Source organism: Rhizobium sp. LEGMi-198b (assembly GCF_054114205.1).
The window spans coordinates 404,952-425,729 of the sequence record NZ_JBSYVH010000005.1; the positions used below are offsets into that span (position 1 = coordinate 404,952).

Annotated in this window: 21 protein-coding genes and 2 pseudogenes; 11 read left to right on the plus strand and 12 right to left on the minus strand. The window is 57.3% G+C overall.

Features of this window, described 5'->3' with window-relative positions; genetic code table 11:
- Positions 1 to 3: 3 nt before the first annotated feature.
- A complete protein-coding gene (locus tag ACXHXG_RS21025; RefSeq protein ID WP_457900570.1) occupies positions 4 to 654 on the minus strand; it encodes a DUF746 domain-containing protein in 651 nt (216 codons plus the stop codon).
- 209 nt (positions 655 to 863) lie between these two features.
- Here ACXHXG_RS21025 and ACXHXG_RS21030 point away from each other — a divergent pair, with 209 nt between their 5' ends.
- The gene (locus ACXHXG_RS21030) at positions 864 to 1,055 is read left to right on the plus strand and encodes an HAD family hydrolase (protein ID WP_457900571.1); all 192 of its coding nucleotides are present in this window, start codon (positions 864 to 866) and stop codon (positions 1,053 to 1,055) included.
- Between the two features lie 304 nt (positions 1,056 to 1,359).
- On the opposite strand, the gene ACXHXG_RS21035 is transcribed toward ACXHXG_RS21030, so the two are convergent.
- Positions 1,360 to 2,046: a GntR family transcriptional regulator gene (locus ACXHXG_RS21035; protein ID WP_457900572.1), complete on the minus strand. Its 687-nt coding sequence runs from the start codon at positions 2,044 to 2,046 to the stop codon at positions 1,360 to 1,362.
- Positions 2,047 to 2,158: 112 nt separating this feature from the next.
- Between ACXHXG_RS21035 and ACXHXG_RS21040 the strand changes: the two genes are divergently transcribed.
- The 4 genes from ACXHXG_RS21040 to ACXHXG_RS21055 all read left to right on the plus strand — a co-directional run bounded on the left by ACXHXG_RS21040 (position 2,159) and on the right by ACXHXG_RS21055 (position 5,905).
- Complete coding sequence (locus ACXHXG_RS21040) at positions 2,159 to 3,082, plus strand: substrate-binding periplasmic protein (protein WP_457900573.1); 924 nt, start codon at positions 2,159 to 2,161, stop codon at positions 3,080 to 3,082.
- 16 nt (positions 3,083 to 3,098) lie between these two features.
- Entirely contained in the window at positions 3,099 to 3,839 is a 741-nt protein-coding gene (locus tag ACXHXG_RS21045) for an amino acid ABC transporter permease (RefSeq protein WP_457900574.1), read from the plus strand.
- Between the two features lie 4 nt (positions 3,840 to 3,843).
- Positions 3,844 to 4,644, plus strand: a complete 801-nt coding sequence (locus tag ACXHXG_RS21050) for an amino acid ABC transporter ATP-binding protein (protein ID WP_457900575.1) — start codon at positions 3,844 to 3,846, stop codon at positions 4,642 to 4,644.
- Between the two features lie 67 nt (positions 4,645 to 4,711).
- Positions 4,712 to 5,905, plus strand: a complete 1,194-nt coding sequence (locus ACXHXG_RS21055) for an NAD(P)/FAD-dependent oxidoreductase (protein ID WP_457900576.1) — start codon at positions 4,712 to 4,714, stop codon at positions 5,903 to 5,905.
- On the opposite strand, the pseudogene ACXHXG_RS21060 reads toward ACXHXG_RS21055, so the two are convergent.
- The 4 genes and pseudogenes from ACXHXG_RS21060 to ACXHXG_RS21075 all read right to left on the minus strand — a co-directional run.
- Positions 5,842 to 6,288, minus strand: a pseudogene (locus tag ACXHXG_RS21060) (NUDIX hydrolase); the annotation flags it as partial. The gene ACXHXG_RS21055 and the pseudogene ACXHXG_RS21060 sit on opposite strands and share 64 nt — an antisense overlap.
- Positions 6,222 to 6,455, minus strand: a complete 234-nt coding sequence (locus ACXHXG_RS21065) for a YunG family protein (protein WP_457900577.1) — start codon at positions 6,453 to 6,455, stop codon at positions 6,222 to 6,224. The gene ACXHXG_RS21065 and the pseudogene ACXHXG_RS21060, both read right to left, overlap by 67 nt.
- Positions 6,456 to 6,648: 193 nt before the next feature.
- Positions 6,649 to 6,789: an SDR family NAD(P)-dependent oxidoreductase gene (locus ACXHXG_RS21070; RefSeq protein WP_457900578.1), complete on the minus strand. Its 141-nt coding sequence runs from the start codon at positions 6,787 to 6,789 to the stop codon at positions 6,649 to 6,651.
- 152 nt (positions 6,790 to 6,941) lie between these two features.
- A complete protein-coding gene (locus ACXHXG_RS21075) occupies positions 6,942 to 7,196 on the minus strand; it encodes a DUF982 domain-containing protein (protein ID WP_457900579.1) in 255 nt (84 codons plus the stop codon).
- A gap of 432 nt (positions 7,197 to 7,628) precedes the next feature.
- Between ACXHXG_RS21075 and ACXHXG_RS21080 the strand changes: the two genes are divergently transcribed.
- Both ACXHXG_RS21080 and ACXHXG_RS21085 read left to right on the plus strand, forming a co-directional pair.
- Positions 7,629 to 7,862 (plus strand): hypothetical protein, encoded by a 234-nt coding sequence (locus tag ACXHXG_RS21080; RefSeq protein WP_457900580.1) that lies wholly within the window; start codon positions 7,629 to 7,631, stop codon positions 7,860 to 7,862.
- A gap of 77 nt (positions 7,863 to 7,939) precedes the next feature.
- On the plus strand, positions 7,940 to 8,215 hold the full coding sequence (locus tag ACXHXG_RS21085) for an NUDIX hydrolase (RefSeq protein WP_457900683.1): 276 nt from the start codon (positions 7,940 to 7,942) through the stop codon (positions 8,213 to 8,215).
- Between the two features lie 372 nt (positions 8,216 to 8,587).
- Here the strand turns inward: ACXHXG_RS21085 and ACXHXG_RS21090 are convergent, their stop codons facing one another.
- Complete coding sequence (locus ACXHXG_RS21090; protein ID WP_457900581.1) at positions 8,588 to 9,325, minus strand: SDR family oxidoreductase; 738 nt, start codon at positions 9,323 to 9,325, stop codon at positions 8,588 to 8,590.
- 95 nt (positions 9,326 to 9,420) lie between these two features.
- Between ACXHXG_RS21090 and ACXHXG_RS21095 the strand changes: the two genes are divergently transcribed.
- Entirely contained in the window at positions 9,421 to 10,365 is a 945-nt protein-coding gene (locus tag ACXHXG_RS21095; protein ID WP_457900582.1) for an AraC family transcriptional regulator, read from the plus strand.
- Positions 10,366 to 10,450: 85 nt separating this feature from the next.
- Here ACXHXG_RS21095 and ACXHXG_RS21100 read toward each other — a convergent pair whose 3' ends face one another.
- A complete protein-coding gene (locus ACXHXG_RS21100; RefSeq protein WP_457900583.1) occupies positions 10,451 to 11,092 on the minus strand; it encodes a peroxiredoxin-like family protein in 642 nt (213 codons plus the stop codon).
- A 1,122-nt stretch (positions 11,093 to 12,214) separates the two neighbouring features.
- On the opposite strand from ACXHXG_RS21100, the gene ACXHXG_RS21105 reads away from it, so the two are divergent.
- Positions 12,215 to 13,438 (plus strand): ATP-binding protein, encoded by a 1,224-nt coding sequence (locus ACXHXG_RS21105; protein ID WP_457900584.1) that lies wholly within the window; start codon positions 12,215 to 12,217, stop codon positions 13,436 to 13,438.
- Positions 13,439 to 14,066: 628 nt separating this feature from the next.
- Positions 14,067 to 14,417, plus strand: coding sequence for a hypothetical protein (locus ACXHXG_RS21110; RefSeq protein ID WP_457900585.1), 351 nt, complete (start codon positions 14,067 to 14,069; stop codon positions 14,415 to 14,417).
- 1,078 nt (positions 14,418 to 15,495) lie between these two features.
- Here ACXHXG_RS21110 and ACXHXG_RS21115 read toward each other — a convergent pair.
- The 4 genes and pseudogenes from ACXHXG_RS21115 to ACXHXG_RS21130 all read right to left on the minus strand — a co-directional run bounded on the left by ACXHXG_RS21115 (position 15,496) and on the right by ACXHXG_RS21130 (position 19,742).
- The gene (locus ACXHXG_RS21115; protein WP_457900586.1) at positions 15,496 to 15,771 is read right to left on the minus strand and encodes a GFA family protein; all 276 of its coding nucleotides are present in this window, start codon (positions 15,769 to 15,771) and stop codon (positions 15,496 to 15,498) included.
- A gap of 394 nt (positions 15,772 to 16,165) precedes the next feature.
- On the minus strand, positions 16,166 to 17,938 hold the full coding sequence (locus tag ACXHXG_RS21120) for an adenylate/guanylate cyclase domain-containing protein (protein WP_457900587.1): 1,773 nt from the start codon (positions 17,936 to 17,938) through the stop codon (positions 16,166 to 16,168).
- A gap of 126 nt (positions 17,939 to 18,064) precedes the next feature.
- Positions 18,065 to 18,227 (minus strand): annotated as a pseudogene (locus ACXHXG_RS21125) (integrase); the annotation flags it as partial.
- A 189-nt stretch (positions 18,228 to 18,416) separates the two neighbouring features.
- Complete coding sequence (locus ACXHXG_RS21130; protein ID WP_457900588.1) at positions 18,417 to 19,742, minus strand: aminotransferase-like domain-containing protein; 1,326 nt, start codon at positions 19,740 to 19,742, stop codon at positions 18,417 to 18,419.
- 149 nt (positions 19,743 to 19,891) lie between these two features.
- On the opposite strand from ACXHXG_RS21130, the gene ACXHXG_RS21135 reads away from it, so the two are divergent.
- On the plus strand, positions 19,892 to 20,761 hold the full coding sequence (locus ACXHXG_RS21135) for a PhzF family phenazine biosynthesis protein (RefSeq protein ID WP_457900589.1): 870 nt from the start codon (positions 19,892 to 19,894) through the stop codon (positions 20,759 to 20,761).
- Positions 20,762 to 20,778: the final 17 nt, after the last annotated feature.

Below are 20,778 nucleotides of genomic sequence, written 5' to 3' on the forward strand. Positions count from 1 at the left end.
TCGTCAAGGAGCTTGGTCAAATTGATCCAAGCGGGAAGTCTTGCGGCAATTGTTGCACTGGAATTGCCGTACCAGCTTTTTGCCGTTGTCGCGCGGCGCATAACCGGCAAAGTCAAGTTGGCCGAAGACGCCACAATGCGGACAAGCAAGATGCGCGACCGAGGGCTTAATACCCAACTTGATCTTGGCATGCAGCCGACCGGAGGGATCAAGGTCAAGCAGCCAGGCGCGGAAGACGCGTACCCAACGCGCCACCATGTCCTGCATAACGTCAAGCCGATCGGCGGCTTCCGCCATAGTCATCTGCTGCGAAAGCATCGGCACGAAGGCGGTCAGGCTTTCGCGTTTGCGGAAGCCGACAAGCGCCGTGCCGGTTCGCCGCGAAAAACCCTGACCGCAGCTCTTGCAGGAAAAATAGGGCGTTCCGGTCGGTGAAATGCCTTTGTAACGCAGAACAGTATTGCTGCTCTGGCAATAAAAGCAGGCCGGCGGATCGAGGCTCAGTGAATAGGCCTCTTCGATCTCTGCCATGAGGAAGGCGGTCAGCTCGGGATCTTCGGTCGGGGTGAGTTCGACGGGATGGCGACGGTTCTTGTGCCTCGTGCGTGGCAGCATCAGGTCGAATTCGGGTTCGGGAACCTTTGTGCGGGGCATTGGCTATCGTTTCTCCCTACGAAGGGTCCGAATTCTTAAGGCGGTCAAGCTGACATATCGGGATAGCTCAAGTTTTTTGCGGATCCACCTTTAATTTCAAGGCGTCATCTGGCGTTTTCCAATGGATTTACTCGAAATCTTTGATGAGCCATCCATAGAGAAAGCGTCGTCCCTGTGTCCCAAACTTTCTTCTCGATCTCGATGGAACGTTGGTCGATTCCCAACCGGGCATCCTCTCGAGCTGCCGGGCAGCCCTGCGAGCCCTCGGCCACGAAATGGATCCGGAGATGGATATTCGCTCGATTATTGGGCCTCCGATCGAGGATGTGATGCGCTATCTTCTCAGCTCATTCGGGGATGATCGTATCGCCGAGGCGGTTGACGCTTACCGGGCTGACTAGGGAACCCGTGGTCTCTGCTAAGCGAGCTCTGCCCAGGGATCAGGGAAACGCTGGTCGAGCTGCATTCTCAAGGCGTCCGTCTCTTCCTGGCGACCTCAAAACGAGAAACCTTTGCTCGGTGCATTCTCGATAAGGCACAGCAAAGTTTATAGGGGTTCATGGTGTTTTCCGTTCTGCTTATCGGAGCGTATCTATGGAGCGTTCGATCCTCGACCAGAGGCCCGTTTAATGACCGCAATTGGCCCATGTGAGACGTGACAGACTGCGGACGGCAGGGTCAGCGGTTCGATCCCGCTCAAGGCGATTAGATGACTTTGCGCACTTCCTGTTCGAAACTGAGGACATGATGCAGCGCAATTCGCTCAGCGGTATCGGCATCCCCACGGCAGACGGCTTCGAGCATGAGTATCTGCTCCTGCACGACTTTATCGAGTTCGGGTGATAGCTCCGGAAACCGCCGCATCGCGACGTGAAGAATCCGAAGAGAGAGATTGTGGTAATGATCGAGCGTGTCGAAGAGATACCGATTTTTGGCACATCGATAAATAAAGCGATGGATGCGCCGATCGAGCGCCAGCAGAGCGTCGAGCTCCGAAGGTAGGGAAAGCGCCTTTAGCGCTTCTATCAGTTCACCGGCCTCGCGCCGTTCGGGCTCACGCAATCGTTCCGCCGCCAGTCGCGTCGCCCAGGATTCGATGCGTGCTCTTGCCTCGTAGATCGCGGTGAGGTCGCTGATGTCAATCCTGCTAACGAACGTTCCTCGGCGCGCGTTGACATCGACAAAGCCATCCCGCTGCAGCCGCAGGAAGGCTTCCCGCACGGGCGTACGACCGACGTCGAGCCGGCGCATGACGTCGTTTTCCTTGAGGATGGTACCAGGGGCCAAGTGGACGGTGATGATGTCCTCGCGCAGCTGCAAATAGGTGCGCTCCGCCAATGTCAACGTGGCTTCCGGATCGTCGAGCATTTCTTCCGACATCCAAGTGTCCATCCACGTCTTCTCCATCCTTGGGGTGATCCGATGCGCTTTATACGGAATCACTTGACAATGCACCTCAATAATATACGGTGTAATATATTACAAAAATATAAGGAGGGTGAACATGAATAGCAGCGATATTTTCCCGCGTTCGCGGCTTAAGCATGCAGTTTCGGCAATCCTTGTCTTGGGGCTCGCGCTCTTTTCTGTACCCGTCATTGCGCAAGCCGCAGACCTGGAAACGCTAAAGCCGGGTGTGCTCCAGGTGGTCATCGAGCCCTATATGCCTTACACGGCATTGAAAGATGACAAGCAGGTCGGTCTCGACAGCGATATCCTGAATGCGATCGCCAACAAGCTTGGCCTGAAGATCGAAACGACGGTGACAGATTTCCCCGGCATGCTTGCCGCGGTGCAAGCGCAACGTGCGGACATCACGATCGGTGGCATCGCCTGGTCCGATGCGCGTCAAAAGGCGGGCTTGTTCACCGATCCTCCCTACTATTCGCCGCCGGCCATGGCCGTGCATGGTGACGTTGCATATCCCGATGTTCAGAGTCTTGAGGGCAAGGCGCTCGGAACCGTGACCGGTTACGTCTGGGCCAAATCCATTGCTCAGGTCCCGAAGGCCGATGCGCACACCTACCCGGCGGCCGACAGTGTTTTCTCGGATCTTTCCTCAGGAAGGATCGACGTCGGCTTTCTCGACCCGCTGCTGATCATCTATCAGCAACAGCAACGACCCGACATGAAGTTTAAGGTGGCCTATCTCAATCCACCAACCGCGGAGCAGGTCGCCGCGCATCCCGACTATAAATATTTCCAGCCCTACATGACCGGCTTCTATCTGCCCAAACAGGCTCCGAAGCTTACCCAGGCGATCTCGGACCAGATCAATGCGATGTATAAGGACGGCTCGCTCGCCGCACTGGTGACGAAATGGGGTGGCGATCCCAAGCAGTTCCTGGTTCCGTCCCCGGATATGGCAGCCCAACGGCGTGGCGTGGACCGCCCGGAGACATGGTCACCGCCATCCATCGCCAATTGAGCGCGGGAGAACGGACATGAGTTTTTGGCAACCTCTTGCTCAATTGTTTCAAGTTCCGTGGGGCGACTATGCGGGCAATCTTGCCGAGGGTCTTTTACGGACCCTGGCCTATACTCTGTGCAGTTTTGCTGGGGCGGCGATCCTGGGGCTGGTGCTTGCCTTGATGCGCCTTAACCGGTTGCGCATCGTGCGCTTGCCGGCCACCATCTACACGGAGGTCTTCAAGAATGTGCCTCTGCTTGCCATTATCTTCGTCACCTACTTTGGCTTGCCTTCCGTTGGCATCAGGTTCAGCGTCTTCGTCGCCGGCGTTTTGAGCCTCGTGCTGTTCTACGCTGCCTATCTCTCTGAAATCTTTCGCGCCGCCATAGCCGGCATTCACGCCGGTCAGAACGAGGCAGCGCATGCATTGGGTCTTGGCCGCGCCACGACCTTTGGTCACGTGATCCTGCCGCAGGCGCTGCGACTTGCGCTCCCAGGTACCAATACGATGTTCGTGGACTTGCTGAAGTCGACGTCGCTGCTGGTGACCATCTCGGCAGCGGAACTGATGACCCGGGCTCAGTTGATCGCCTCCGAGACGTTTCGGTCGCTGGAGGTCTATCTGGTGATCGCCGCGATTTACTTTGCTGTCTGTTATCCGGTCTCGCAGTGCCTCCTCTGGCTTGAGCGCACCATTCAAGCGGGGATACCCTTGTCGGTTGGCCGGCGGCGGCGTCTTAAGCTGGCAAGAGCCTTGATTCAAACTGGGAGCTAGACGAATGGCCCACGTAACGGTCGAAACAACCGGCGCTGCCGTCCCTTCCGACAAAACCGCGGCGATCAAGATCAGGGGACTTCGAAAATCTTTCGACGGAAGGCTGGTGCTCGATGGAGTAGACCTTGATGTCCCACGCGGGCGCATCATCAGCATCATCGGGCAGAGCGGCGGCGGCAAGACAACGCTGATGCGCTGCGTGAATTTGCTGGAGCAGCCGGATGACGGCGCCATCGAAATAAATGGCGAAACGATCTGTTCGAACGGAACGGTCACCTGCAGAGACCTCGCCAGACTTCGCCAAGGAGTCGGAATGGTGTTCCAGCGTTTCAATCTCTTTCCGCATCTGACCGCCGTGGAAAATGTCGTGCTGGCGCAGATGCACGCTGCTGCCGTCGGCGAGCGTGAAGCGGTAGAACGGGCCGTGCGATTGCTGACCCGGGTTGGTCTGGTACACCGTGCGCTGGCCTATCCGGAGCAGATGTCAGGCGGAGAACAACAGCGGGTGGCAATCGCGCGGGCTCTTGCTCTTTCGCCGACCGTGCTCCTGTTTGACGAGCCGACCTCCGCCCTCGATCCGGAGTCGACCGGGGAGGTGCTGCGCGTGATGCGCGAACTTGCAGGCGACGGAATGACGATGATCATCGTCACCCATGAACTGCCGTTTGCCCGGGAAGTGTCGGACTGGGTCGTCTTTATCGATGGCGGCCGGATCATCGAGCAAGGCCCGGCGTCAGCCGTGCTTGACAACCCCAGAGAGCCTCGAACCGTTTCTTATGTCGCACGATACGCAAAACCCGGCTGAACGCGAGCTGTAGTGCGTGAGCTCCGGCAGCAGCACAGACTGCCTTCCTCTTAGAGCAATGGATGAGATGCACAGGATATCGACGGATATCGCCGTTGTGGGTGGCGGCGTCATTGGCTTGGCGATTGCCCTTCGACTTCGCGCCGACGGGCGTGAGGTCGTCCTGATCGAGCCGAATGAGCCGGGTTCAGGGGCCTCCTACGGGAACGCTGGAACGGTGGCGAACTATGCAGTCATTCCGGTTGGCACTCCATCAGTGCTTCGAAATTTTCTGACGCTGCTCCTCAATCCAGGCAGTCCCTTGGCGATCAGGACCTCAGCCCTGCCAACCTTGTTTCCGTGGCTGGCCCGCTTTGCCTATGAATCCCTCCCACATCGCTATCGCCAAAATGCCGGCCGGATCGCCGAACTCGTTTCGGACGCTTCGTCAGCCTGGACGGAATTCGCCTCGGAGATAGGCGCGTCTAACTTTCTGTCGGCAAAGGGTTGCCTCTACCTTTATGAAACGGCCAAGGCGTTCCAGGCGGCTGGCGCGGATATAGAGTTGCGTCGCAATCATGGTGTTTCGCAACAGCTCCTGTCGGCTGGCGATGTGGCCGAGCTTGAGCCACGCCTCGCCGGGTTTGAGGGCGGCCTTTTCTTTCCCGAAGCCATCAACCTCAGCGATCCGGGCGCGGTGATGGGCCTGTTGGCTGCGGCCGTGAAGCGGGCAGGGGCTGAATTCGTTCAGGCATCCGTCACAAGCATTGTGCGTGAACGGAGCGGCTTGCGCATCGCTGCCTCACATTACGATGTTCATGCTCGCAGGGTTGTGATTGCTGCCGGTGCCCATTCAAAACAGCTCGCTGCATCGCTTGGTGATCCGGTACAGCTCGATACCGAGCGCGGCTACCATATCGAGTACGATATGACGGAGCTGCCGGTCGAGCGGCCGGTTTGTCCGACCGCGCATGGATTTTACTTCTGTCCGATGCAGGGCCGGCTGCGTGTTGCAGGGCTGGTGGAGCTTGGCGGACTGACTGCTCCGCCGAACTCGCAATTGACGGAAGCACTGGTGAGGAATGCGCGCAGAGTGTTTCCTGAACTTGGGGCTCCAAGTCGCTCCTGGCTGGGGTTTCGGCCTTCAATGCCCAATTCCGTCCCGGTTATCAGGCCGTCAAAATCCGGCAGAGATGTTATTCTTGCCTTTGGGCACGGTCACATCGGGCTAACGCTGGCGCCGCGTACAGCGCGTTTGGTCAGCGCAATGCTGACCACCTGAATTGCTGGTGCGATCATTTTGCAAATATTAGACCTTATCGGCGGGGGCTCGCGGGAGAGCGGCTTTAGATTCTCGTCGCCCCAACGAGGAGGGTACTCGTCCAGCAGCACGGCAAGAACTCGACGGACCTGAGGGTGGGTGATTAGGTCGATCGCATCGGCAAGAGGAAAATATCCGCGCTCTCGTATCTGCTGTTCCGGATAATGATCGGCGATCCGGTCGTTCAGCAGCACGTGAACGGCAACCTCATAGCGAGTGCAGCTGCCTTCCTTTTCGTAGCCGAAGTGACCGATAGGCCTTGAACAGACGATCCCCGTTACGCCCGCCTCTTCGAAGGCCTCGCGGTGAGCCGTCCGCGAACTGACTTCGCCAGGCTCAATTCCGCCTTTCGGTAATCATCCATATATTGGATCGGAGCTGCGAACTGACTGGCGGTCAGATCGAAGCGCTCTCCGACAACACGATTGTAGAAGTGACAAGCACCGGCAATTTCCGTTTTTAGAATTTCACCGCCAAGAAGGTCCTGCACCGGCATCCCGTCGGATGACATCAGCGCCGTTACAAGGCCAGGCCGCGCCAGCGCAACAGTAGTTGCGAAATGTCGAAGACCGAAGGAAGAGGTGGAGCGGCGGCCAGCTTGTTGCGTTGACGCCCGAGTCGCAAACCGTGTGCACCACTGAAGTGCTGCTAACGCAGAAGACCTTGGTCGGAAATATCGGCGGTCATGCCGATGATCTTACTGCCTAATCGCCGCAAGCGCTCTCCACCGCTGAACCATTCAGGTCGAACAGAGCGACGTCATGACCTGCTTCAACAAGCCGTTGCGCGGTTGCAGTTGCTATCCCTGAGCCTGCTCCCGTCACCATTGCTATGCGTCGTGCCATTCGTAAACCTTTCCCGGAGATCGGAATCGACTGATGCCGGGCGGTGCGTTTGCGAATGATGCAATCGGTCGCGCAACAGGATTCGCAAGCCTATCGCACTGACGGCTGCGAAATCTTTGCCTCGCCTGCATTTTCGGGAAGACGGCTTGACCTCATTCCCCGTATACGAAGACGCCATCCTCTCGCGCAGCCGCGATCATCGCACTTCGTGCTGCTTCGGTGCTAATTCGCCCCTCAACCGCGTCAAGAAGCGCTTGCTTTGCGCCTTCATAGGCCCTTCCAGTTTTCTCCTTCGGCCATTCGTTCAAAAGAAATCCCGCGGCACGTTCGGTGCTATTGATCCTGATCGCTCGGCCCAAGTGTCTTGTTTCAAGCATCAGGGGGTGGTCCCACCATTGTCTGTCCATAGCGATATCCCTCCGCAAGCCGAACAAGGCATTGGGAGCTTTGTTCCCGGAAACGCGGCATAAGGAAAATCAATACAGGAAGTCGCGGTTTTTTGGTGTTGCAGAGCGGCGGCACTCGCCCGTTCCGCAGTTGCGAACATTGCCGTAGTTAAGCTGCGAAGGGTTCGCCTGTGAGCTAGATCCCTGACCCTGCGACAATTACAACGGCTGCGAACTCAAGAGGGCCCTCGGATCTAATTCCTCTAAGAACGGCACCTCTTTGCCCTCCATTCCGTCAGCGCCAAACAAGCAAAGAACCCGCCACCGTACGGTGGCGGGAAATCTGTCTGGGAGGATCGCGCCGAGAACTAAGCGCGGCAAATTCTTGAAATTTAATAGCTGAAAATTACATCATTTTCAGTCGGCAAATCCAAAAGAGGAGGCAGGAAAGGAATGATCCGCAGGTATCTCAGCAAGCGTGATTTGGCTCTTGATTCAATTGATTTGGACACCTGTCAACGCGCCTTTGATGCCATTTTGCTGAAAAGGAACATCGAGCGCGAAAGTGAAGAAGCCGAGCTAGTGGCAGCAATGATCATCGAACTTTTCAGGGAAGGAGTTCATGATGAACAACAGCTCGTCGATCTCGTCGGCATTAACGATCGCCATCGCCCTGCTAGCGGGTAGCTCACCAAACGGCGGCCCGCATATGGTCAGTTGATTTGCAAGTGATGAATGGCGAGATGGCTGAATAATTCGGCGCAATCTGTTCTCGTCTCGGCGCCGACGGAGCTATCGAAGTTCTTCTTATCACAACGCGCGAAACGCGTCGTTGGACCATTCCCAAGGGATGGCCTATCAAGAGTTTGAAACCGAACGAGGTTGCGGAGCGTGAGGCTTGGGAAGAGGCTGGTGTCAAAGGCAAGGCCGAGAAAAAACCCTTTGGTTACTACACCTATTTAACGATTTTCGATTCAGAAAATGCCATGCCATCTATGGTCGAGGTTCATCTTTTACGAGTCCAGAAGGTATCTGCCTAATTTCCGGAACGTAAAGAACGCACCACAGAATGGTTCTCGCCATCGGGAGCTGCCAAAAGAGTGCAGGAGCCCGAGTTGAGGGGCCTACTGGCCTGCTTGATGCAATCTCCCATCGAAAACGTCGTGGCCGAAATGGGCGGGAGAAAAAGCCGTCCGTGACCCACCTTCACTGTAAATGCTGCCCAACATTCAAGTGGATGACGATACGAACTGCTCAAGTGCTGACGCCGACTTTTAATTGAGGCTGTCGGGCCGCAAGGCTTGCCAGCGCGAGCGTGCTAAGCTCCGTGGTAGACAAGCATAATTTTTTTGCTCAAGCCCTAGCCCAAGAGAATGTCGGTCGCCAACCATGCGCCCATAGCCCGAGCGAAGTTACCCTTGAGCAGTCGGACGCACTACGATGTCACCGACGTCCACGTCAGCGGGTTGGGCGATGGCGAACTCCACAGCGCCCGCGATCGCGTTCGGGTCGAGCGCCACCGTTTCCATCCCGCGCGCGACCTGGTCGCGCAGCGCCGGATCGCGAATGCTGTTGCCAAATTCCGAGCGCACGTAGCCTGGCGAAATGCCAGTGACGCGCAGGTCTGCCCCGGCTTCCTGGCGCAACCCTTCCAGCAGCGTGCGCACGGCGTTCTTCGTCGCAGCGTAGACCGCCTGGCCGGGCACGATCCGTAGGCCCGCAGTTGAGATGATGGTCACGAACTGCCCGGCCTTCTGGCGCCGGAAGACGGGCAGAGCGGCGGCGATGCCGTAGAGCACGCCGCGGAAGTTGATGTCGATCATCGCATCCCAATCATCCAGCTGCAATTCGTCGAGCTTGGAAATTGGGCCAATGCCGGCGTTTGAAACCAGCACGTCGAGGCGGCCGAACTCACTGCAGGCCAGGTCCACCAGCGCCTGCATCGAGGTGCGGTCCCGCACATCCGTCTGGCGAAAGGTGGCGCTTCCACCGGCCAACTCAATCTCATGCTGAAGGGCTTCAAGTTGTTCGGTGCGGCGCGCGCCAAGCACCAGCATTGCCCCGTGGGAGGCCAGCCGCAAAGCAGTGGCACGTCCGATCCCGCTGCTCGCCCCTGTGATCGCAATCACTTTGCTCTTTACGTTTTCCATCGTCGTTCTCCGTTTCGACTGGAGCAAGGTTATTGCCTGCGACCTGTCTTATCTATATCATTCGATCCCGTATTTTTGTTGAGATCGTCCGAAATATGACCGATGCCCTTACCTCGATCTTCAGCCTCCTCGATCTGCGCAGCGCCCGCTGCACACGGCTCGAAGCGGCGGGCGCCTGGTCCTTGCGGTTTCCCGAGAAGCTGGCGCTGAAATTCGCCGCGGTGATCCAGGGCGAGTGCTGGATGATACATCCCGATCATCCCCCCGTGCAGATGGCGCAGGGCGACGTGTTCCTGCTGTCGCAGACGCCCGCCTATGTTCTGGCGAGCGATCCACATCTCCCTGCAGAAGACGGCGCGAAGGTGATCGACTGGGAAGGTTCGGACGTTGGCCGCTACGGCGGGGCCGACACGGTGCTGCTGGGCGGCAGTTTCAGGGTGAATCCGCTGCACGAACGCTTGCTGACCGAGGCCCTGCCGCATCTGATGCTCCTGCCTCGGGACGCCCTGGCAGCATCGACGCTGAGCCGGACCCTGGAAATCATGGAAGGCGAGTTCCGTCAGATCCGGATGGGATCGGACCTGATCCGGCGCCATCTCGCCGATATGCTGCTCGTGCAGATGCTGCGCGCCTTTGCCGAGCGCGACGTGCGGGGCATGGATCGGCGGCAGCCGCGCGGGAGCGGCTGGATTGGCGCGCTGACCGATCCACGCCTCGGCGCGGCGCTTGACCGCATCCATGCTGAACCGGGGCGTCATTGGACAGTGAAGGCGCTCTCCGAGGTCGCGGGCATGTCCCGTACGTCCTTCGCAGAAGCCTTCCATGCCGCGATCGGGCAGACCCCGATCGACTACGTCACCCGGTGGCGGATGCAAGTCGGTGAAGATCTCATTCATCAAGGTTTGGGCATCGCTGACGTCGCTGCAACGCTCGGCTATGCATCTCAAAGTGCATTCGGAACCGCTTTCAAGCGCATCAAAGGTTGTTCCCCGAAAGTCGCGACAAGACAACCTGTGCGCTCAGCGGGCGAACGGGCATAGCGGCTCAGTCCCAAACCCTTCCGATCTCGGTGATGTGCGAAAAACAGGTGATTCAGACACCCGGGACCCTTAGCGCATATCGCTGTTAAAGTGCGACTTGCGAAGCGACCGACATCAATTCCTGGGAATTCGGTGCCTTGAATGTCTGAAGCCCGGCCTCCAGAACTTCAGTGAAGCTCCAGCGCACGATGCCCTCCCGGTCTATTAGGAACTGACCGACAAGCTGCCCGTGGTCGGCAGTCATCATCTGCTCATCGGCTTCCGTAATTTGATATCCTTCCTTCTCGTTAAGAAATTCGTCCATTGCCATTACGCCCATAGGCTCGGGCAACTCGCCCGGAAGTTCGATCCGTATCGCCATGACCATGTCGATCCCGACCTCGCGTAAGCCGAACGCTTGGTGCGAAGCCCGTGCCGGGTCGGAAGCCGCGAGAAGATCGGGTATGGGATGGTAACGGAAATAGAGCCGCGCGCGTTCGACCGGGGTGTTTACCACCGCCAGGGATTGGACGCCTTTCTCACGCAGTATCGGGCTGAGATATGCCATGGCCGCGACGTGGCGCCGGCAGAACGGGCAATGCAAGCCTCGAAACAAACCGATCAACAATGGGCTGCGGCCACGAAAATCGTCAAGTGCGATCTTCCCCTCGTGCGAGATCGCATCGAACTCAACGTTCGGGACCCGGTCGCCCGGCTGTAGCGGATGGTCGACATAGGGCGGGGACATGGACAACCTCCTCGCTCGGGGATCAGTCGAGCAAAGGCGCCACGTCAAGTACTGTGAGGTCGAGATTGAGCGTTGCAGGCCTGACCTCTCGTCTTACCGCGCCGCCAGGATCCGATCTAAGAATGGCCTCACATGAGCCCGCGGGCAAGCGGCAAACAGCGAATCGTGAATTGAAAAAGTCCGTTTTCTGCAGACTCTGATTTTTTTAGCGGCCGTAGAGACCGACACAGAGAATTGAGCTGGGGGACCTGCGGCCCCGGCGACCACAATTCGCCCATCGACTGGGTATTCGTAAACCGCCATTGCATGCCGATACGCTGTCGCCGAAGGTGTTGCCTGGCTTGGCGACCGGTCCACGGCCAGAGCTGGACAGGCCGAAGTCCGCACCGGAAAGCTTGCAGATCGAGAACGCAGTGCTTCGCGAGCAAAACAGCGGCTGGCCCTTCTTAACCGAAGTATCTTTCATCGGGCATTAGCGGCTGCCTGAACCACAAAGCGATCACCGATGCGAGGCTCCAAGAAACTCCGACGCATCCGAGTTCCAGAGCAAGCGTCGGGCCACCGGGAGGAACGTTCGGCTTTCGCTCAAAGAGCATCGGCAGAAAAGGCCATGCAACTCTATTTGTCGCAATAAGCTAAAATGCGACAGATCGATCCACTGGGAAAAAAGTGAGACGTGTGAGGCCTCTCCTTCAGTCGTGATTATGCAAGTCTTGTCTCGCCTGATCAGAAGATAGAAGAAAATGTTCAAAAACGTTTTTTCTTCGACGGTACGACAGATGGAGAGGCTGGATACGGCACATTCAATTTCAAGATAGACGCGCCGGAGTATCTGCCTAAAAAGGGGATTGTTCCCGTGGAGTTGAGGCTTTGGCGTTTCGAAATCGAGGACCACTTCCCAGCCATTTTCAGTTTTGTCATTTATCGTTTTGGCAACAAATCGATTTGAGGCAACCAGATAATCGGTAATGTTGTCATCTTAGATGCTGATGCTCTCACCAATTATGGACTGATTTTTCGGGTTTCTGGTTTCAAATGGGCGCCGTATAAATTTCAAATCGTCATATGTTGACTTTCAATTAGTCAATGCCATAGTTTCAAATGGTCACCGGGAGCAAATCTATGGCGATATATCCAAGGCTCGCCGAGCAGCGGATTAACGACGCGATGTCAGATACACGCGTCGTATTGATCGTCGGTCCCCGACAATCCGGCAAAACGACGCTGGCCAGGAAGATGGCCAGTCCAGAGATGGAATATTACACACTCGACAATGCGACGACTCTGGAAGCAGCTCAGCGAGACCCCGTTGGTTTCGTCAGAGGAATGAACCGGGCCATCATCGACGAGATTCAGCGCGCTCCCGAGCTGCTGCTGGCAATCAAAGAAAGCGTGGATACCGACCAACGTCCGGGACGTTTCCTCCTGACGGGCTCAGCCAATCTCATGACATTGCCACGCGTGGCAGACTCACTGGCAGGACGCATGGAGGTCGTCCGATTACTGCCGCTCGCTCAAAGCGAAATCAGGGCGGCAGGCGGCAGATTCTTGCTCGATGCCTTTCGAAACGATGCAAAAGCTGGGGATTCCGTCGTCGGCGACGACTTGATGGCTGCAGTTCTGGCCGGTGGATATCCCGAGGCGTTGGGCCGCAAAACCTCGACCCGTAGACAGGACTGGTATGCGGATTATATCCAGGCAATCGTTCAGCGCGATGTTCGCGATGTGGCACAAATCGAGCAGATCACTCAAATGCCGCGGTTGCTACGCATTCTTGCGGAGCATTCGGGCCAACTCGTGAACTACTCTGGTATCGGTGCCGCTATCGGGATGAATCACATCACAACACAAAAATACGTCGGCATATTCGAGAGCTTATTCCTCGCTCGAACCTTGCAACCCTGGTTTTCCAATAAGCTGAAACGCCTCATCAAGACACCCAAAATACATTTTCTTGATTCTGGTCTTCTTGCCTCCCTCCGAGACCTTTCTCTCGACCGGCTACGGGCAGAGAGGGGGCAATATGGACCATTGCTGGAGACTTTCGTCTTCGCCGAAATTCTTAAACTCGCAAGTGGCGGGGAAGAACGCTTTGAGTTCTCACACTTTCGCGACAAGCAGCAGAACGAAGTCGATATCGTTATCGAAGACAGAAGAGGACGTATTGTCGGCATCGAGATAAAGGCGGCAGCTACCGTCTCGAGCACCGATTTTTCTGGATTGCGAATTCTGGCCGAGACATTTGGAGAAAGATTTGTTTCAGGCTTTGTCTTGTATGACCATCAAAAGGTGGTCCCCTTTGGAGAGCGTCTATACGCCGTGCCTATTTCCGCATTGTGGCGTTAGGGCATGCGAACTTCGGTTCAAATTCCAAACCCGTACATGCTTAAAAATTCGACGGTTTCAATGAAAAAGGGCACTCTGGTTCAAATCCCTTCAAGGCAATCATTGGCCCTAAATGATCGTAAAGTCGCAACGCACGCTGACAAGGACAATAAATCATTCAGTTGACCGGCCCGTTCGACCAAATCCCAAGGATGATGACCAAGAATTTCAGGAGCAAGTTATTCCGCGCGGGACTGGGGAGGTACCAATTACCCTGTTTCGCCGTGTTCGTGGCTATTCAACCTCAAGCGTATGCCCTCCCTTGGCGAACTCCGCTCACGTGATGGACCCGAAGTCGGGCGGAGCTATCAAGGCAAAATCCGGTTCGAGCGGCCTTCGGTTCGGTTTCGACCAGCCTGTCCTTTGCCGAGGCGGCGGACTTCCGGACACTCGCGGAGTACGTCTCATGCCGAATAGGTCGCACGGTGCAGGCCAAAGGGCGTATATGATTGGTGGCATTCTCATGTTCTAATTCAACAGTCGGCCGTGCCCACGACCGCAATTGAAACGAGCACTTCATGGACCTCTGCCCCTATCCCTAACCGGATGGGGGCCTTTTCATAGCAATAATGGAGATTCGATGAAGAGAATGTTCGCGCTTGCAGTCATTGCGTTGGCTGTTCAAAGCCATACCGCTTTGGCGACCGACAATTCCGCAGTCTCGGTGTTTGCCGCAAATGCGAGAACGGACACCAACCTCCAAGAGATGCTTTTCATTGCGGGAGAGGCACTCTCTCGGGCAAATGACGAAATGTCGACGAAAGCAAACGGAAAGCGCCTGTACTGTCTTCCTGCCAATACGAAAATCAACGGCGAGCGCTATGCGGCAATATTTGAGAGCTATGTCAAGAGGAAGGCCTGGACCCAACGTCTCGGCCCCTGGGGCTTTGAAGGCTACCTTCTCCTTGCACTTGAGGACACGTTTCCCTGCGAGAACTGAAAATTATGAAAGCAGGCCTCCCGATCGAGATTAACCGCAGCCGCGAGAAAGTCGAGATAGACGGTCCGCATAAAAAAAGCCCCCGCCTACTTGCGTTTCAGCGGGGGGAGGAAATATGGCAATATATTAGAATGCGCGAGTGAATGATCAAAGGCCAAACTTAAGGTCACAAACCCTGTCCGAGCAGTTTTGGTAACTTTTTATTTCCCGAGAGCACGCAAAAGTCGTGTCAGGCGCTCGCCGTCCGATCTGCGAATGGTTCCTATCGCCTCACCATCTGGAAATTCCATCGTTAACGGCCTGTTGCCTCATTCTGCCGACTAGGGATGAATGGCAGATATTTCACCAGGAAGGGGTTCGCTAAAAGCGGCCATGCACCAGCCAATGTGGCGAGGTGGCGTTCGTCATGAACGCCTTGCTCATATAGAGTCACCACGATTGATGCCAGCCGCTCGGCTTCAGCTCCATTCTTCATAAGGTTCAATCTTGAAAGGACCTGTTGGAAAGCCCGCTGACAAATTTCTAGGTCGTGCTGTCCCAAGATTTCATCGTGGTTTCGAATATATCTGTTAACCACCGAACCATCTCTTCATGCAAAAGAAGGCAGTATACAACGCAAGTTTATACCGATGGTAGCGTTGTGCAACTGCAAGATACATTTTTCCTTGGAGATGGCTTGCGAACATCGCTTCGCTAAGGCCCAGCCCCCGTGCCGCTATTTATTGTTGAGCGGGCGCTGTCGCCGGCGGCGTTGTGGTGGTTGGTGGCTGTGTCGTCGTCGTCTGGGCTGGAGCTATGGAGCCTGTTGTACTGGCGTGCGGCCAGAAAGACCAGGCAAGCGCCGCGACCACAATAAACGCTAGTATGGCGACCCATGGCATCCAAGGTTGCCGAAGTACAGGGGTCGTTCTGAGATCTGGGTTAGGCTTGTTGATGTCGTTGCTCATCGGAGTACTCCTTTGAGACTTAACTTCTAGCTGCAGCAAAGGTTCCTGACCACGCGGGCGTTGCGCCCCTAGAAATGCGTATGCCAGGTCCGCCTGCGCATGCCAGAAAGGAATCCCCATCTGCACTCTCATCAGGTGGAAGCCGGTAGCTCTGGCAAGTCGTCTGGCACCCGATCCCAAGCAGCATGGCTGTGTCGAAAGAATGACCATGTCGGCTTGAACACCGAGGTGTCATCGAGCGTGCCAGCGTAGATGTTTACGAAGTCGGGAATGACCTCGGGCGTGCTAAAAAGAAGACTGCCACAGGTGGGGCAAAAATGCCGGACCGTCAATTTCCCGCTCCCTCCCGGAGCCGCGTAGCTTCTTGTCTCGCCGCTAATCGTTACCCTCTCGCGTGGCATGCTCATCGCGGGAACATGGCCTGAACCGGAAGCCCTTTGGCAATCTCGACAATAGCAGACCAAGAACAATCCGGTTCACCCTCGCACTCGTAGCGCACCGCACCGCATAAACAGCCACCTACTAACATCATTTTCTCCAGAACCGCACCGGTCTCTCAGGGCCCCTGGTTGCATTACGAGACAATATTACGATGCGCGGCACAGTCAATCGAGCTCCCCCTGCTTCTGCATGCAGCGGCTTCGACCGGGCCAGCAGCACAGCTTTCTCTCATTCGCCCTTTCAGAGTTGCCGATCGAAAAGATCACTGGTCGATCGATCTATCGTCGACCTGTTGCATGGACTGGACATTCATCGCGATGTGAAACCAACGCTCCAATGCGGCACTGGAGATACCGGAGTTCAATCAGGCAATCCGGCCTTCTCCAGTCCGCCAACATAGAGTTCGGACATGCGATGATCGCGAAAGACGCTGGTTCGGGAACTGCGCAGGTTGGAGGCCGGCTGCGCCTTCAGGATATCAGCGATCACGGCCCTTGCCTCTTCGAGGCGACCAAGATGTCCCAAAGCCGCGGCTCGATAGCGGCGTGCGACATTGTGGCTCGGCACTTCGGCCAGGATGCGGCCCGTTATGTTCACGGTTTCCTCAAAATGGCCGGCAAAAAAATGCGCGCACGCCAGCCCTAGCAGCGGGAAGTAGCTTCTGGGATCGACCGGACTGAGGCGCCGCGCCTCTTCGAATTGCTCGATGGCCCTGAGGCTCTCACCGAAATAGTTGAACACCCACCCGCAAAATGAGCGGACGTGCATCGAATTCGGGTGCAAAGCAAGCGCGTGGTTCGCCAATTCGAGCGACTGCTCGAAGCGGACACCGAGTGTGGAGTATGCCCAGGCCGCGATAGCGAGGACAGCAGCATTCTCGGGATCGATTGCGACTGCCTGGCCCGCCAGTTCACAAGCCTCCGCTGTGCTCGCCATCTTATCCACGGCCCATCCATTCAGCGTCATACGGACGAGGCATTCGGCCAATGCGGCAAGGGCATCCGCGTAGCTTGGGTCGAGCGCGATCGCCCGGCGCAGCATGGTTTCGGCTTCCACGAAGCCATCCCGCGTGTAGGCGTTCATGGACGGCAGCGCCCGCAGATAAAGATCGTAGGCGCCGAGATTCTCCGTCGGTTTCCGCTGCGCCCGCTCTATTTCGGCCAACCGGAGACGTGGTTCGACGGCCACGACGACGTTTGTGGTGATGCTGTCCTGCAAGTCGAAGATATCCGCCAGGTCGCCGTCGAAACGATCGGCCCAGATGTGCCGTCCGGTAGAAGCCTCGATGAGTTGCCCCGCGATGCGCACGCGCTGCCCCGCTTTGCGGATCGAGCCTTCCAAAAGATAGCGCACGCCGAGTTCGCGCCCAACCTGACGAGCGTCGACAGATTTGTGCTTGTAAATGAAGGACGAGTTCCGGGCGATGACGAACAGCCACCGGGTGCGGCTCAACGCCGTAATGATGTCCTCTACAATGCCGTCCGCGAAATAGTCTGTCTCCTGATCGCCGCCGAGGTTTTGAAACGGCAGTACCGCAAGAGAAGAGCGCTCCATCGCGGACCGGGCTGCCACGGAATGGTTCGGCACAACGCTTCCAGCAGGGTCTTTCTCGCTAGGTAGAATCTGATAGGCCCTGATCGAGCGCTTGATATTTTTGAGATCCCTCTCGCCGAGGTCGATGATGCGGCAGTCCAGCCTGTCGCGGACCTGGTCATAGGCTGCGGCCGAAAGGCAGACGCCATTGGGTTCGGAAATACCTTCGAGGCGGGCCGCGATATTAACGCCGTCCCCCATGAGGTCTCCGTCGGTCTCCTCGACAATCTCACCCAGGTGAACGCCGATGCGAAATTCGATGAAGCGGTCCGGAGGTAGTCCTGCATTCCTCTCCGGCATGGCGGACTGAAGCTGGATCGCGCATTGCACCGCATCGATCACGCTCCGGAACTCGACGAGCAGGCCATCGCCGGTGCGCTTGAATACGCGCCCGTGGTGGGCGGTGACCGTCGGGTCCACATGTTCACTCCGCAAGGCTCTGAGACGCGCCAAAGTGCCGTCCTCGTCGGCGCCTGTTAGTCGGCTAAAGCCGATTACATCGGCAGCTAATATCGCGGCGACCTTTCGGGTTTCAGCCATGGCATCCTCGTGCATTCTTAGCGACGCTATCTAGCACGATCGTCTGGCACCACGCTACGTGGCTCTGTTGCAAATATTCGGCGATCGCCTGCGCGAGATGGGCGGTCTGAACCCAATCCCCAAAGCCCCGGCGCGCAGCGAGTGGCCGGAGAACAAGCAACGCACGTTACCCTTTCGGAAGATCGGAACGGACACCTGCGGCGAATGCAGTCTGCGTGACCAGGCGGGCGACATGCTTGTCTGAAAGCCGCTCCACCTCGACCGTCTTGTTATCCATGAAGATGCGGCGAGATCGCCGCGGTGATGGCAGAGGCTGCTGCGAACAATGACGATGTCGGGAGTGTTCTGCTTAACCTCGCTGGGATGATCCGAGCACTGAAGATCATGGTGGATGGGGGGACTGAAGCGTGGAAGGGCGATCAATCGCACGCCGGAAGGTCGCTCGCCGGCGCTGACGGCCCGAAACCGGTCGCGCGCCTCACTCCTTTCCTTGAAGAAGCTTGCTGACGACGCCCAGGCCAGAGTTCAATTCAAGTGAAGTTGGAGCTCCGATACAAAGCCTTATTCCGCTTTCCTCGGACTCGGGGGCTGTCAACGTCGACAGCGGCGGTGTGACAATGATTCCATTCGCAAGTGCCTCGGTCTCGAAACGCACAGCGTCGCCGCGTTGCATCGGAAGCCACACATGATATCCGCTATAGTCCGACCGGCGGATTGCGGAGCCAAGGGCCGAACAGGCCAGAGCATGTCGCCGAAGCGCTTCCTGTTGGACTGCTTTACTGATGATTTCGGCCGTCCCATCAAGGAGCCATTGCTCCAGGACCGCGCAAGTGAATGGCGAAATCATCAGCGCCGTCGACACCAGAATGTTTTCGACTGCGGCGTGATGGGCATTGGGAACGATCAGTGCCCCAATGCGCAGCGCAGGATTCAAGGTCTTCGATACGCTATTGACGTACAGCGTTCGCTCGGGGGCGAGCAAAGCCAGGGGCGGCAGCGCTGAATTCGGACCAAGCCTGTAGACATCGTCCTCGATGATGGTGACGTCGCGCCGCCGGCAAACTTCGACGATGTCTTCGCGCCGCGACAAACTCATCGTACTCGTAGTGGGGTTTTGGATCGTCGGCGTCACGTAAAGCGCCTTTCGACCGATCGGCGACAGCGAAACTACCTCGTCGAGCGCGGAGGGGAGAAGGCCTTCGTGATCCATTGCAAGCCCGATCAGCCGACATCCTGTCAATTGGGAAAGGGCGATCGCCCCCGGATAAGTGTGCTGTTCGGTAAAAACGACATCGCCAGATCGGGAGAACAGCGAGAACGCCACCCAGAGCGCATGGTGGGCTCCACTGGTCAAAAAGAGGCGTGATGGTGCCACGTCCACGCCGAGGCCCTGAAGCCAACGAGCAAACTGCCGTCGATATTCGTCATGGCCGGCCGTAGGCGGATATGAATTCAGGATACCGGCGTCGCTCTTTTTCGCGACCGCCGCTAGGCTGCGCGCGAGAAGCCGTTCGGTCAGAACAGATGGCGGCGTGTTCCGCGAAAAATCGATCGATGGGCCGCGTCTTGCCGCTGCCGCCGACACAAATGTGCCGCTTCCCTTTACGGTCCGCACCAACCCTCGTCGCTCGAGTACGCCATACGCCTTGGTGACGGTCCCGAGTCCAACCTGAAGCGTGTACGACAGATCGCGATGGGCAGGCAGGCGGTCGCCACCTGATAGCTTGCCGTCAAGGATATCCTCGGCCAGCGCGTCCGCCAACCGCTCGACTGGTGATCCGCTGCTCTCGGCAAGGCGGGCCATCCAAGGGGATCGAAGAAGCATCTCACCTCATAAGTGTCGCGTGACACTATTCCTGTTCTCAAAAAGTGTAACGTCCTCTATACCCAAACGACGCGCCGTTCAACACGCCTAGAGATGGCGGTCTGAAGTGGGAACTGAGGAGAAGTTCGTTGCGAAAGTATAAAGTCGTTGATGCCTTCACCTCGAAACCCTTGCTGGGAAACCCGGTCGCCGTCGTCCTGGACGCGGAAGGTCTTAGCGACGGCGAGATGCAGGCCATCGCGAGATGGACGAACCTCTCCGAGACGACGTTTCTCCTTCCCCCGCAAAGCCGTGAGGCCGACTACCGCCTGAGGATTTTCACTCCTTGCAGCGAACTACCCTTCGCGGGTCATCCGACGCTGGGGAGCGCGCATGCGGTGATCGAGGCGGGACGCGTCTCGCCTCGTGACGGTGTCCTTGTTCAGGAATGCGGGGTCGGTCTTGTCAAATTGACGGTGCAGGGCGAAAGCAAACATCGCGTCATAACGCTCGACCTTCCCCCGGCCACGATGAGGGACCTCGACGCCGACGAGCTGGACGAGTTGGAAGCGATTCTTGGACATCAGGTGTCCCGCGATTCCGCCCCGGCGATCGTCGATGTCGGGGCTGTATGGATCGTGGCCGCCATGGCTGACGCTTCGACGGTCTTGAGGTTGACACCCGATTTCGCTCGTTCGGCCCGGTTCGAAGCGAAACTCGGGGCGACGGGAATCACCGTATTCGGACGTCATGCCAACGGCGACGCGGAGATCGAGGTCCGCTCCTTCGCGCCATCATGCGGTGTTGAGGAAGATCCGGTCTGTGGCAGCGGCAATGGCAGCGTCGCAATCTTCCGTTCCCGTCGGAATCTGATCTCGTCATCAGCCACGAATTACATCGCCGCACAGGGCCGGCGCGTCGGCCGAGACGGGCGGATCGCAATCTCCATCAGCGACGACGGAACGATCGGCGTCGGTGGATCGTGCGTCACCTGCGTGGACGGGACGCTGGTATATTGAGGCCGGCCGCCTGCACC